The organism is Pantoea sp. EKM20T (assembly GCF_011800485.1).
GTDB lineage: Bacteria > Pseudomonadota > Gammaproteobacteria > Enterobacterales > Enterobacteriaceae > Pantoea > Pantoea agglomerans.
Genome location: NZ_JAALFW010000003.1, coordinates 321,495 through 334,499, shown reverse-complemented (window position 1 = coordinate 334,499; position 13,005 = coordinate 321,495). Strand labels below are relative to the sequence as shown.

Genomic DNA, 13,005 nt, shown 5'->3' with positions numbered 1-13,005 from the left:
GCATCATCAAATATCGCGATATTACTGGCCGCGGTGTGAAAGCAAAGAATGTTCAGGGTGAACTCCGGTACAGGTCAGATTGCGGATTGCCAGGCTGCATGCTGGATAACAACACGATAACCATCCCTGTCGATAAATGTCACGCCCCGTTGGTCCCAATAGGGATTAAATGAATTCAACCGCATAAATCCTGCCTCATCCATACAGGCACATCGGGCCAGCCAGTCAGGCCGTTGCGGAATGTAGAGCACCAGCAGGTCCTCATCTGTTGGCGATGGCCGGACGGGATGCGTGTGACAGAGCGTGAATTCGAGATGCCAGGCCAGCCCTTCAGCGCCCAGCATCACGCCACTGAACCCCTGATAATCAGTAAACTCACCGATTTCTTGCAACCCCAGCCCGTCACAATAGTTCTGACTGCTTTGCGTCAGGTCTGTCACCGGTCGGGCAATACGCAGATGCTGGATAATCATGGTTCTCTCCCTGTAGAGTTCACTGATATTTATCACAATCTTCAGAGCTTCCCGTGACGCCGGATGCGCAGCAACTTCCCATGCCCATAAATTGAAGGCATAAAAAAACCCGCCTTAGCGGGTTTTGGAGGAAGCTGACAGTCAACCAGCCTTTGCTTCGCGTGAACGCACTGTGCCTGAGCGCTCCGCAAGATCAAAAGATTCTTTGAGCTGACGCATTGCTTCCGCTTTACGCTCTGCAACTGTCATTTTTTTCAGGGTTGAAATATCGTGTTTTGAGTACATAACCTCTTCCTCCTTCGCCTATGGCGGTATTCACTTCATATATTACATCACGGGGCGGATGCTGTAAAACCCGGTCTAGAAGCGTTTTAGCTTCTCTGTTTCGGCAATCGCAAAATATGCCCTGGCCCTGTAAGTCTTGTGGTGAAGCGTAATGATAGTCGCCTCTCTCTGACCTGGATGCGTGGCATGCCGCACTGCTGATGAATCGCCTGCCCGTTTTTTGCAAGCGGATGTGAACAGCCATCAGCCTGAACCCATGACGCGAATGGTCCTGCATCCGCTGTGTCCCCGTGGTTAGCACCCTATGCCCTGTTATCGGTAAATCAGCTTACCGCTCACAGCGCTAAACGCATTCCCGCCGCTGTCATCTACACTTTCCCGGTATTCATATGGTGATGCCCTGAGCATTGCCCGGCTATAAAAGGATGACAATATGACTGAACAAGCAACCCAGAACCATGCCTGGTTACTGGCTTCACGCCCACACGGTGAGCCGACCAAAGAGAATTTCCGCCATGTGGCGCAGCCCGTCCCGGAAATCAAAGAGGGTGAAGTACTGCTTAAAACCATCTATCTCTCGCTCGACCCCTACATGCGTGGGCGGATGGACGAGGGTAAATCCTACGCCGCGCCGGCAGAGCTGGATCAGCCGATGGTGGGCGGCACCGTCTGTCAGGTCGCCGAATCGAAAAACAGTGACTTTAAGACCGGTGACTGGGTGCTGGCGCAGAGCGGCTGGCAGGAATATGCCGTCTCCGATGGCAAAGAGATTGCGAAGCTGGGCAACGATCTGCCTCATCCCTCATGGGCGCTGGGTATTCTCGGTATGCCAGGCTTTACCGCCTATATGGGTCTGATGGATATTGGTCAGCCGAAAGCGGGTGAAACCCTGGTCGTTGCCGCCGCAACCGGTCCGGTGGGCGCAACGGTCGGCCAGCTGGGTAAACAGAAAGGCTGCCGTGTCGTTGGTGTGGCGGGCGGTGAAGAGAAATGCCGTTACGCGGTCGATACGCTGGGCTTTGATGCCTGCCTCGATCACCACAGCGCCGACTTTGAAGAGCAGCTGAAAAACGCCTGCCCGGATGGCATCGATATCTACTTCGAAAACGTCGGTGGCAAAGTGTTTGATGCCGTATTCCCGCTGCTGAACACCGCTGCGCGCGTGCCGGTCTGTGGTCTGGTCTCGGCTTACAGCCAGCGTGAGCTGCCGCAAGGCCCGGACAGAACCTCTCTGATCATGGCGGGCATTCTGAAACGCCGTATCCGTATGCAGGGCTTTATCATCTTCCAGGATTATGGTGACCGTTACCCTGAGTTCCTGGAGGCGATGCGTCCGCTGGTGGAGAACAAAAAAATCCACTATCGCGAGCACATGATTGAAGGATTAGAGAACGCGCCACAGGCGTTTATCGATATGCTGAATGGCAAAAACTTCGGTAAAACCGTGGTGAACGTCGGTGCCTGACGACGTTAGCGTGCCGCGTCACTGACGTGGCACGCCATTAATCAGTGCGGCTGCCGGGAAACGTGCTCGGCAGCTGCACGATTTGCCGCACTCACCGCTTCTGCCAGCGTTACCCCGCTACTCAGGCGCTGACACAACACGCCGACAAAACAATCCCCGGCACCGTGGGTGCTCACCAGTGTCACCTTCTGCGCCGCCAGTGTATGAGTCTCTCCCGCCTCGCTGTAAGCCACACCATGTTCACCAGCGGTAACCACCACTCTGGCAAACCGGCTGGCCAGCGATTCCGCCGCTGAGCGCGCCGACGTCAGATCCTGCACGCTAATCCCGCACATATCGCGCGCTTCAATGGCGTTCACCACCAGCAGATCAATACAGTTTTCAAACGCGGCTGACAACGGCCGGGCGGGCGCGGCGTTGACGCAGACCGTAATCCCCCGCTGCTGTGCCGCCTGGGCCGCACAGAGGTTCACCGCTTCCGGGACTTCATTTTGCAGCACCAGCAGCGACACCGCCTGCCAGAAGCCGGGCTGCTCAAAGATCTCCAGCGGGATCTGCTGATTAGCATTGGAGACCACCACCGCACCGTAATCTCCTTCGGCATCGGTAATCGCCACGCTCATCCCGGAGGGAAGCGCATCAATGATGCTGACGGCGGTGCAATCGACCCCGGCCTGCTGCAGATGATCCAGCAGGAATTGTCCCTGCTGATCGCGCCCCACTGAACCGGCGAAGCGCACTGCGGCACCCGCGCGTGCCGCTGCGACGGCCTGATTACCGCCCTTGCCACCAAACTTATAGTGACAGGCGCTGCCCATCACCGTTTCGCCTTTTTCCGGGCGATGGTGTGCATCCAGCATAATGTCGTAGTGAAGACTGCCGGTGACTGCAATTTTGCTCATAGCTAGAATTCCCGCAGATCCTGAACCGCATGCTGGGTTTTCATCAGGTTCTTCTCCGCCCGCTTCAGATCTTTCTTGGCGATAGCGACAAACAGCGCATCCAGAATATTGAGCTGGGCGATGCGTGACGCGGCGTTTTCACCCAGCAGATGCGATCCCTGAGAGGTTGAATTGAGGACCACATGCGCACTCTTCGCGATCGGGGATTCGGCATAGTTGGTAATGGCGATAACTTTCGCGCCATTCCTCCCCGCCAGTCTGACCGGATCGTTCACCGCACGCGTAGCACCCGAATGGCTGATGGCGATAACCACATCGTCATCAGATAACACGGCGGCTGACATCAGCATGATGTGGGCGTCGTCATAGGCAGTCGACTTAATGCCAATCTTCAGCATCTTGTGTGACAGGTCCCGCGCCACGGCGGCAGAACCGCCCACGGCGTAGAGATCGATATGACGCGCTTTAAAGATAATGTCCGCCGCACGATTGAATTCAGAAACATCCAGAATCGATAAGGTCTCTTCAATCGCCTGGATAGAGGTTCTGAAAACTTTGGCCAGCAACTGCTCCGACGAATCATCCGGCTCAATTTCCGCATGCAGCCCTGCCACTTCAGACTGGTTGTAATAGATCAGGCCACTTCTGAAATGCCTGAAGCCGGTGAAGTTAAGTTTTTTGGTAATCTTAACGATCATCGCTTCAGAGACATTATTCTCCCGCGCAATCTCCTTTAATGAGGATTGCTCGGTAATGTCGGTTCGGGCAATTATCGCCTCAGCTACCCGACGTTCTAACGGCGTCAGCTGGGGCAAACGCATACGAATCTGAGCGCCAATGGCTCGCGGATCTTGCTTCATTACTTGCCTCGGGTCGCCCGGTCAATCAACATCGCTATGATAATAATAAGGCCGGTAGCGAGCAATTGGTAAAAGGCCTGAATGTTCAGTAAGGTCAAGCCATTACGTAACGCACCGAGGATAACCACGCCGATCAGCGTCCCGAAGATACTGCCCTTGCCGCCCATTAACGACGCACCGCCAATGGCCGCCGCCGCAATCGCATCCAGTTCCCACAGGTTGCCGATGGTCGGTTCGGCAGCCCCCAGACGACCAATCAGAATCAGCGAGGCCAGTGAGGCAAGCAGGCCGGAGAAGATATAGACCGTGACCTTGGTGCGCTTAACCGGCACACCTGCGACCCGCGCCGCCTCTTCATTGCCGCCAATCGCCAGAATATATTCCCCCAGCGGGGTCTTATTCATCACCGTCCACAGCAGCAGCGCAATCACTGCCACAATCACAATCGGCGTCGGGATACCGAAAAGCGTACTGTTGATCAGGCTGCGAAATTCCAGCGGAATACCAAAGATGGGATTGCCGCCGGTGTAGATCAGCGCTATCGCCCGGAACAGCGACAGGCCGCCCAGCGTGACAATAAACGGCTGCAGCCCGGCATAGGCGATCAGCGTGCCGCTGAACAGCCCGCACATCGCGCCCACACCCAGCGTCGCGAGGATCGCCAGCGGCACCGGCACGCCCGATGCCATCAGGGTTGCACCCAGCACCGCAGAGAGCGCCGCCGTGGGGCCGACCGAGAGGTCAATCCCGCCGGAGATAATCACCAGCGTCATGCCCAGTGCGATCAGGGCGTTGATTGAGGACTGCTGCAGAATATTCAGCAGATTAGGCAGGGTGAAAAAGACCGGCGACAGAAACGAAAATGTCACCACGATAATCAGTAAGCCAATTAAGGTACCGGCATCACGCAGATTAAATTTAAGCCGCAGCGCAGGTCGGGTACCCGGCCCGGTAGATGTCTGAGTTGTCATAGTTATAACCTTAAATAGTGTCAGGTAAGCGGTCAGGCGGTCTGGTCGATATCTTTAATGGCATAACGGGCAATGTTCTCTTCGGTGATCGCGCTGCCGGTTAACTCTTTGGTTATCCGGCCCTCGCGCATCACCAGAACCCGATCGGAGATGCGCATGATCTCGGTCATTTCTGACGACACCACCACAATGGCTTTGCCCGCCTGGGCCAGTTTTTCAATCAGGTGATAGATTTCAGACTTGGCACCAATATCGATACCGCGCGTCGGCTCATCAAACAGAAACACATTGGCATCCGCCGCAACCCAGCGGCCGATGATCACTTTTTGCTGATTGCCGCCGCTCAGCGTGCCGATGGTTTTCTCAATGTCGAGCGGGCGCAGTTTCAGGTCTCCCATGACCCTCAGCGCCTCGCGGTCCAGCCGGGCCTGGTTCATCAGCCCCGCCGACGTGAAGCGGTGCATCGACGGCAGCGCCATATTCATCTTCACCGCCCGCTCTTTGATAATGCCCTCTTTTTTGCGGTCTTCAGGTACCAGGCCAATGCCCGCTTTGATCGCCGCACGCACGTTGTGGTTCTTCACCGCGGCACCGTTGACGCTCACCGTGCCACGGGTGCGCCTGTCGATACCGGCAATCAGCTTCAGCAGTTCGGTGCGCCCCGCGCCGACCAGTCCGGCAATGCCCAGCACTTCGCCCGCACGAACGCTGAAGTTTGCCGCCACCACCTCATTGCCACGCGTCAGATCCTCTACCCGCAGCACTTCGCGATCGGTGACAAACGCCTGATGGTCAAGCTTGTCGATCTTCCGTCCGACCATTTTGGCGACGATGCTCTCCTCATCCTCATCACTGATGCTGACCACCCCCACCTGCTTTCCGTCACGCATAATGGTGGCGCGGTCGCACACCCGGAAAATCTCATTCATCTTGTGCGAAACATAGATCAGCGAGACGCCGGTCGACTTCAGATCGCCAATCAGCTCTGCCAGCCGGTCAAATTCGCGTGGCGTCAGGCTGGAGGTCGGTTCATCCATGGCGATTATTTTGGCGTCATCCAGCAGCGCCCGGGCAATCTCAACGATCTGCTGCTGCGATACCTTGAGGTTCCTGATCGGCGTATCGGGATCGATAGTGGGATCCAGCGTCTTCAGAATCAGGGTAGCCCGCGCCAGCTGGGCCTTTTTATCCACCCAACAGCCTCCGGCGCGGGTCAGCGGGCGACCCAGAAACATGTTCTGCGCCACGGAAAGCTCAGGCACATGCTGTAACTCCTGGTGGATCATCGCGATCCCGGCCTGACGGGCGCTGAGCGGACTGCGGATCTGCACCCGGTTTCCATTGACGCTGATCTCTCCGCTGTCCGCGCCGCGAACGCCGGAGAGGATATTCAGCAGCGTCGACTTACCCGCGCCATTTTCCCCAATCAGCGCGTGCACCTCGCCGGGCCGCACTGAGAAATCGACATCCTGCAGCGCGGCGGCGTTACCGTAACTTTTGCTGATGCCACGCATCATTAAGCGAAACTGTTCCATACCCGCTCCCGCTGACTTATTGTTGAGCCAGCAGCTGACGCAACCGGTTGTTGTCTTTGGTTGAGAACGCCTCGACATTCTCTTTGGTGATCAGCGCCTGGGGTGTCGAAACAACGCGCGACAGTTTCTGTCCATTGATCAGCCGGATAATGACGTCCATCGCCACTTCACCGGTCAGCACCGGGAAACTGTCGACCGTGCCGGTCAGCTCGCCGCGCTTAATCGAGGCGTAGGCATCGGAAATACCGTCAGTGCCAAAGATGGCCACCTGTGACGCTTTGTTCTGCGCGCGTACCGCCTCCACCACGCCCAGCGCCATGGTGTCGTTGTTGGCGTAGAAGCCGATTAAATCAGGATGCTGCTGCAGAATGGTTGATGCGGCGTTAAAGGCCTGCTCGCGACTCCAGTTAGCGGGCACGCTGGCCACGATGGTGAACTTACCGGCGCTGTCCAGCGTCTCTTTAAAGCCACGGGTGCGCTGTCCGGCGGCATAAACCCCTGGCTGCCCTTCAATCACCGCCACTTTGCCGCCCTGCGGATGGTGCTGAATAAACCATTTCGCCACCCGCACGCCATTGTCCTTCTGGACGTTGCCGACGTAGTAGCGCGCATTCGGCATCACCGCATCATTAACGTTCACCACCGGGATATTTTTACTGTTGGCACTCTCCAGTGCAGGCTCCAGGTTGATATCGGTCTGCGGCGAAACCAGCAGGCCGTTAAAGCCCTGCGAGATCAGGGTTTCCGCAATGGAGAGCTGACCAAGCTGATCGTCTTCATTGGCCGCCGCCTGATAAGCGACAGTGAAACCATACTTTTTCGCCACGTTCTGATAGCCCTGGCCGAGTGAGCGCCAGTACTCATTGGTCAGGGTTTTCGATACCCCGCCAATCTTCAGCGACTTATCGACTTTTGGCAGTGCGCCATATTTGGTGTCGAGCTGGGTCCAGTCGGTGCGATCCGGTTCAGTATCGGATTGCAGCGGTGCCAGTTCTGCCGCATAAACCGTGCTGCAGAGCAGTGAGGAGGCGATAAGAGCAAGCAGGCGTTTTTTCATTTTTTATTCTCAGGGTGTTGGGTAGAGGTGTGATGTTTTTATGATTAATCGGCTGTCAGCGCGCCAGCATGATGTCATTGACGATCTGCTGAGAGGCCACCGCATCCTGACGCTCAATGGCCGCCAGTAACGCCGCGTTGTCGTGCAGCTGGTCACACAGCCTCAGCAGACGGGTCACGGTCGCAATATTGCTTTCTGCCTCACGGATCGGGTCAAGACCGCTGGCATCCGGGAAGGTATCGAAGTAGTAGGCACCGCGGTAGCCATCACGCTGCATCTGCCAGAGAAACTCCAGCGTGGCGCGAGGGTTGACTGAGCCGACCATCAGGCCGTCATCACGCTTGCCCCAGCCGTCGTTAAGGTCCAGCCCCAGCAGCCGTGAGCGGCGCGCCACCATAGCGGCGGCGTAAGCCGGGATCTCATTGGCAAACAGTACATGAGCAAAATCCAGTGTGATCCCCAGGTTGGCGCAGCCCGCCTCTTCCACGGCCAGCAGACAGGTGGTGGCGTTGGGAAAGATGCTGTAGGCACGTGGCTCATTGGGTTTATATTCGATGCTGACGTCAACGTCCGGTGCATACTCCGCCACTTCACGCACGGCGCTGACCGCATCCTCCCAGATCTTCTTATAGTCCGCCTGGAAGCAGTAATCGAAACCGTCCTGCCCCATCCACAGCGTCATCAGCCGTGAACCAAATTCCCGACCCGCGTCAATGCCCCGTTTGGTCAGCTCAATCGCTTCGCGACGCACTTTCGCGTCGGGATGGGTAAACGCGCCGATTTTGAACTGTGGCGCGTCCCAGCGCATCTGCATACCGTTAACGGCCAGACCCGCATCACTGATCGCCTGGCGCAGTGTGGGGATATCGCTGGTGAGATGTTGCGGAAAGTTGAGGTCGAGATGCGTTAAGCCTTTGACCTTGCCTGCACGGGCAACCATCTGCAGCACAGAGGGCTTGCCCTGCTGATCGGGCCAGTAGAGGTGCGCCCCCGAGGCGAAAGAGTTAAGACGGGTAGCAAATTTCAGTTCCGACATGAGCATCAATCCTTCAGAGTGCGTATTGTGAAGTACTTTTCGTATTCACGATTAATTGTGAAGTCATATATTAATCTACGCCTCGCGGCTTAATGCGCAAGTCTGTCAGGCAGGAGAAATCGTTAAAGCGGGAGCGCTGTCACGAAATGGTTTCGATGCGTTATCAGATGATGTGAATGCGGAGATGAAAGAATTGAGATGAAATACAACAGGTTGTCGCGCGAAGCCGGGTGTGAGATCTGGCAGGCAGAGGTGTGAAAAAAGCTGAGCGCCAGGGTGGCGCTCAGCGGGTCGGTTTTTTAAAAAATCACTTCAGACGGAAAGCGACAACGCTGTCGCCCGCCGTGGTACCGAGCGAGCCGTGGCCGCCCGCGGCAATCACCACATACTGCTTGCCATCTTTGCCCATAAAGGTGGATGGCGTGGCCTGCGCACCCGCGCTCAGTTCAGTCTGCCACAGCAGTTCGCCGGTGGTGCTGTCGTAAGCACGGAAGAAGTTATCTGCCGTTGCGCCATGGAACACCAGATCACCCGCCGTCAGCAGCGGTCCGCCGTGCGCCACCATGCCCATCGGGAAACCGAGCGGGAAGCGGCCAGGCAGGAAGCTGGTCTTGAGGTTTTTGGTGGTGCCGACGCGACGCAGCCATTCGGTTTTGCCGGTGGTCAGATCCACACCGACCATCCGTCCCCACGGTGGCGCGATGCAGGGAATACCCAGACCCGACGCCATCTGCTGGATGTGGATAGCGTAGTCACCGTGGAAGTTCTCATTCCAGTACGGCGTACCATCTTTGGTGAAGGTACGCTGGGTTTCGGTTTCCGGCGTGCGTCTGATGAGGTTGTATTTGTAAGCCAGGCGCACCGGTGCCGCAATCAGCATCTGACGCTGTGGATCAACCGCTACTGAACCCCAGTTAAACACCCCGATGTTGCCCGGGAAGATCAGCGAGCCTTTCTCCGTTGGTGGCGTCCACGGGTTACCGTCATAGCGCAGCTCACGGAACGTGGTGCGGCAGGCCATCTGGTCAAACGGCGTAATGCCCCACATTGACTTCTCAGTCAGCGGTTGCGGAATGAAGTTCAGGCTGGAGACCGGCTGGGTCGCCGCATATTGCTCGCCTTTAATGCCATCCGTGGAGACCTTAACCTGCTCTACCGGATAAACCGGTTCGCCGGTCAGGCGGTTCAGCACAAACAGGTTGCCGGTTTTCGTCGGCAGGATCACCGCCGGTTGCGGTTTGCCCTGATAGTTGATGTCCACCAGCGACGGCTGTGACGGGTTATCGCGATCCCAGAGGTCGTGGTTCGAACTCTGATAACGCCATTTGAACGCACCGGTTTTCAGATCCAGTGCCACCAGCGCATCACGGAATTTTTCAGTGTTGCTGGCGGGATCGCGTTCAAGTCCCACTTCATCCGGCGAGGCGTTACCAAACGGCACATAGACCAGGCCGTTTTTCAGATCGGCGCTCAGGGTGGCCCAGGCGACCGGGGTATCCTGCGGATAGGTTGCCCCTTCAGCGACCGGTGCGGTGTTATCCGGGTTAGCCGGATCGAAGTTCCACACCAGACGACCGCTGACGGCATCATAGGCACGGATCACACCTGATGGGTTACCGCTGTTGAAGCCGTTATCCATCACCGAACCGCCGACAATCACCAGGTTGCCCGCCACCAGTGGCGCGGCAGTCTGCATCAGCGCGTGCGGACGCACCTCGCCCATGTTGGCGCGCAGATTCACCACACCGTTGTCACCAAAGTCAGCACAGGCTTTACCGGTATCGGCATCCAGCGCCAGCAGGCGGGCATCGGTGGTGGCATTGAAGACACGCTTGCGGCAGATGGCCGGCGATGCGCCCGTCTGCGCCTGCGCCTGCTGACCGGCATCGAAGAAGCTCACGCCACGACAGGTCTGGTGCTGCTGCAGATAAGAGCGGTTTTTATCCGGCGTCGTTTTCCACTTCACCGCACCGGTTTCCGGGTCAAGAGCATGGACTTCGTTGTGCGGCGTACAGAAGTAGAGCATGCCGTTGGCTTTCAGCGGTGTCGCTTCAAAGGTGTATTCGGTCGCATCATCACCCTGACGCAGGTCGCCGGTGTGATAGGTCCAGGCCACTTCAAGATCTTTCACGTTATCTTTAGTGATCTGCTTCAGCGCCGAAAAGCGCTGGCCATCTGTGGTTCCGCCATAGGCGCTCCACTCTTCAGCGGCACCGCCGGTCGCAGAGGCGTTGCGCGGCGTATTAATGGCGCCCTGCTGCGGCAGCGGATCGTAGAAGCAGAGACCGATGACCAGCAGCACCATCAAGACGACGGAACCCCCGAGGAAAGGATGGAAACGACGCTGCCCCTGATAGAGCGGACGCACCACCCACGGCAGCGCCAGCCAGAGACCCAGCACGCCAAACAGGTCGCCGCGCGGGATCCACTGCCATTTGTCGAAGCCCACTTCCCAGATAGTCCAGAACAGAGTGATCCACATCAGCAACGCATAAAGCGTCAGTGCACTGCGTTTGTTCATGAACAGCAGAATCGCGCTGAGCAGAACGCCCACGCCCATCAGCGCATAGAACGCGCTGCCTCCTGCAAGCAGGAGTTGTCCTCCCATGTAAATCAGGGCGATAGCAAATATCACCATGATTATACTGGTTATTTTATTGATCATGATCCATCCTCGGGTCATTAGCGGCAATTGAAAGGTTAAGCTGGAAACATAAATTCAACGAGATTTTAACTTACGCACGAAATATGTAAAAACGTGTATAAGCGTTAATCATTAGAAATATTTATTATAAATGTCACCTGTTAATGCGGTCAGGCCGCTTTTTTTACTTTCTGAAGGGCTGATTACGGGATATCCATCACAAAAAATTAACCATAGGCTGCTAACGACCGCACCTTTTGTTCAAAGGCGATTAATTAACAGACAAGCCGCCCTTCTGTAACGCCAGCTAAAGTGTGCCCGACGAAAGTTTTTCAGAGTCAAATAATCATAATGGTTTATTAACTCTGCTCTGAAATAACTCTTATTGCTGAAATCGGGAATGTTACTGCCCTGCTGTTATTATTGGCGGCTTCATCAACGCTGGTGCGGTGTCGCTGCTGTTTAAATGATTTAATTGTGCCAGCCTGAACGCGTTTTTCATTATTTTCCTGAAAAATAACACTCAGGAAATAGATTAATGAACAAAGGGATTTTGCCGATGAAAACGATTTCAGATATTCCGTAGCATGACGCTTATTTTATCTGTGATATATATCAGCTCTCTTATATTCGTTTATCCGGCCAGCAGGCGGGATTTTTCTGGCAGCAATGAACCAGGCAGGTTAACTATGACCGCACTTCACGCTATTTATCGCAAGTTTCGTTTCCCTTTTAAGTTTCTTAATGCTGCCATTCGCTATCCTGCCGCGCAGGCACGGGTAAAGCGTTATTCCGTTATGTCGATAGAAGAGACTGTCGATCTGTTATTACGTAACCCACAATTATCCCTGGCCCGTTATGGCGACGGTGAACTGGAAATGACCTGGTATAAAAATATCGGTTTTCAGCCATTTGACCCGAATCTCTCTGCACGGCTAAAAGCCTTGCTGCAGCAGGATTCAGGGGCCAATCCGAACTGTCTGATCTGTCTGCCGGATGCCTTTCGTACCACCCGTAATATGCGGAGCGGGTCGGCCCTGTTCTGGTTCTTTCATAAATCATTTTATTTTAAATATTATGAGGCTCTGCTGAATAAACAGTACCAGTATGGAAATACCTCGGTGACCCGTCCCTATCACGATTATAAAGGCAAGCAATTATCCCGGACGATATTTGATAAGTTTAAACAGCTCTATCAGGGCCGCCGGGTATTGATTGTGGAAGGCAGTGGAACGCGTCTGGGATTAGGCAATGATTTACTGGAGGGAGCCAGCGAAGTGAAACGTATTACGACGCTGAACCGTAATGCCTTTTCCGTCTATGATCGTCTGTTTGATACCGTTTTAAAGAATGCCGTCAACTTTGACCTGGTCTTGATTTCATTAGGGCCGACCGCAACCGTGCTGGCATATGATTTAAGTCAGCACGGTATCCGCTGTATTGATAGCGGCCACGTCGATATTGAATATGAGTGGATGCTGGCTAATGCCACCAGTAAAATAAAAGTGGACGGAAAAAACGTCAATGAGGCTGGCGTACTGCTGAGTGAACAGACTACGGTGGCAGATGCGACTTATCAGCAGCAGATTTTACTACACGTTGGCGAAATACCCCAGGCCGGGACGGCTGATACAGAAGCAGTCACGCAAGCCGTAGTTATCCCGCTGCCACACGTCAGCCCCAACCATCATAACGCCGCCTGAGCCTCACCACCGAAAGGCAGCGGCTGCACCGCATTGAAGCGCAGGCGAATTATTAGCGGGATCAGTTAAGCCTA

Annotated in this window: 11 protein-coding genes; 2 read left to right on the top strand and 9 right to left on the bottom strand. The window is 55.5% G+C overall.

Annotation, left to right across the window (positions count from 1 at the left end; genetic code table 11):
• Window positions 1–74: 74 nt before the first annotated feature.
• Together HFD94_RS07540 and HFD94_RS07535 are read right to left on the bottom strand one after the other, a co-directional pair.
• A complete protein-coding gene (locus tag HFD94_RS07540; RefSeq protein WP_167432965.1) occupies window positions 75–473 on the bottom strand; it encodes a VOC family protein in 399 nt (132 codons plus the stop codon).
• Between the two features lie 141 nt (window positions 474–614).
• Entirely contained in the window at window positions 615–758 is a 144-nt protein-coding gene (locus HFD94_RS07535) for a hypothetical protein (protein WP_022625658.1), read from the bottom strand.
• Window positions 759–1,191: 433 nt separating this feature from the next.
• Here HFD94_RS07535 and HFD94_RS07530 point away from each other — a divergent pair, with 433 nt between their 5' ends.
• Complete coding sequence (locus tag HFD94_RS07530) at window positions 1,192–2,223, top strand: NADP-dependent oxidoreductase (RefSeq protein ID WP_010244937.1); 1,032 nt, start codon at window positions 1,192–1,194, stop codon at window positions 2,221–2,223.
• 41 nt (window positions 2,224–2,264) lie between these two features.
• Here HFD94_RS07530 and HFD94_RS07525 read toward each other — a convergent pair whose 3' ends face one another.
• The 7 genes from HFD94_RS07525 to HFD94_RS07495 all read right to left on the bottom strand — a co-directional run bounded on the left by HFD94_RS07525 (window position 2,265) and on the right by HFD94_RS07495 (window position 11,249).
• Window positions 2,265–3,125 (bottom strand): PfkB family carbohydrate kinase, encoded by an 861-nt coding sequence (locus HFD94_RS07525; protein ID WP_167432964.1) that lies wholly within the window; start codon window positions 3,123–3,125, stop codon window positions 2,265–2,267.
• Between the two features lie 2 nt (window positions 3,126–3,127).
• Window positions 3,128–3,985: a MurR/RpiR family transcriptional regulator gene (locus tag HFD94_RS07520; protein ID WP_010244943.1), complete on the bottom strand. Its 858-nt coding sequence runs from the start codon at window positions 3,983–3,985 to the stop codon at window positions 3,128–3,130.
• Window positions 3,985–4,956, bottom strand: coding sequence for an ABC transporter permease (locus HFD94_RS07515; RefSeq protein WP_010244946.1), 972 nt, complete (start codon window positions 4,954–4,956; stop codon window positions 3,985–3,987). The genes HFD94_RS07520 and HFD94_RS07515 overlap by 1 nt, the downstream gene beginning before the upstream one ends.
• Window positions 4,957–4,988: 32 nt before the next feature.
• Window positions 4,989–6,491: a sugar ABC transporter ATP-binding protein gene (locus HFD94_RS07510; protein WP_167432963.1), complete on the bottom strand. Its 1,503-nt coding sequence runs from the start codon at window positions 6,489–6,491 to the stop codon at window positions 4,989–4,991.
• A 16-nt stretch (window positions 6,492–6,507) separates the two neighbouring features.
• Complete coding sequence (locus tag HFD94_RS07505) at window positions 6,508–7,548, bottom strand: substrate-binding domain-containing protein (protein WP_050679533.1); 1,041 nt, start codon at window positions 7,546–7,548, stop codon at window positions 6,508–6,510.
• A 55-nt stretch (window positions 7,549–7,603) separates the two neighbouring features.
• Window positions 7,604–8,584, bottom strand: a complete 981-nt coding sequence (locus tag HFD94_RS07500; RefSeq protein WP_010244956.1) for a TIM barrel protein — start codon at window positions 8,582–8,584, stop codon at window positions 7,604–7,606.
• 307 nt (window positions 8,585–8,891) lie between these two features.
• Window positions 8,892–11,249: a membrane-bound PQQ-dependent dehydrogenase, glucose/quinate/shikimate family gene (locus tag HFD94_RS07495; protein ID WP_167432962.1), complete on the bottom strand. Its 2,358-nt coding sequence runs from the start codon at window positions 11,247–11,249 to the stop codon at window positions 8,892–8,894.
• Between the two features lie 668 nt (window positions 11,250–11,917).
• Here HFD94_RS07495 and HFD94_RS07490 point away from each other — a divergent pair.
• Window positions 11,918–12,931: a GT-D fold domain-containing glycosyltransferase gene (locus tag HFD94_RS07490; RefSeq protein ID WP_167432961.1), complete on the top strand. Its 1,014-nt coding sequence runs from the start codon at window positions 11,918–11,920 to the stop codon at window positions 12,929–12,931.
• Window positions 12,932–13,005: the final 74 nt, after the last annotated feature.

Excerpts from the sequence above, each read along its gene's own strand:
- HFD94_RS07515 (WP_010244946.1), bottom strand. The coding sequence starts at position 4,956 with ATGACAACTCAGACATCTACCGGGCCGGGTACCCGACCTGCGCTGCGG.
- HFD94_RS07495 (WP_167432962.1), bottom strand. The coding sequence starts at position 11,249 with ATGATCAATAAAATAACCAGTATAATCATGGTGATATTTGCTATCGCC.
- HFD94_RS07525 (WP_167432964.1), bottom strand. The coding sequence starts at position 3,125 with ATGAGCAAAATTGCAGTCACCGGCAGTCTTCACTACGACATTATGCTG.
- HFD94_RS07500 (WP_010244956.1), bottom strand. The coding sequence starts at position 8,584 with ATGTCGGAACTGAAATTTGCTACCCGTCTTAACTCTTTCGCCTCGGGG.
- HFD94_RS07520 (WP_010244943.1), bottom strand. The coding sequence starts at position 3,985 with ATGAAGCAAGATCCGCGAGCCATTGGCGCTCAGATTCGTATGCGTTTG.
- HFD94_RS07540 (WP_167432965.1), bottom strand. The coding sequence starts at position 473 with ATGATTATCCAGCATCTGCGTATTGCCCGACCGGTGACAGACCTGACG.
- HFD94_RS07505 (WP_050679533.1), bottom strand. The coding sequence starts at position 7,548 with ATGAAAAAACGCCTGCTTGCTCTTATCGCCTCCTCACTGCTCTGCAGC.
- HFD94_RS07535 (WP_022625658.1), bottom strand. The coding sequence starts at position 758 with ATGTACTCAAAACACGATATTTCAACCCTGAAAAAAATGACAGTTGCA.
- HFD94_RS07510 (WP_167432963.1), bottom strand. The coding sequence starts at position 6,491 with ATGGAACAGTTTCGCTTAATGATGCGTGGCATCAGCAAAAGTTACGGT.
- HFD94_RS07530 (WP_010244937.1), top strand. The coding sequence starts at position 1,192 with ATGACTGAACAAGCAACCCAGAACCATGCCTGGTTACTGGCTTCACGC.
- HFD94_RS07490 (WP_167432961.1), top strand. The coding sequence starts at position 11,918 with ATGACCGCACTTCACGCTATTTATCGCAAGTTTCGTTTCCCTTTTAAG.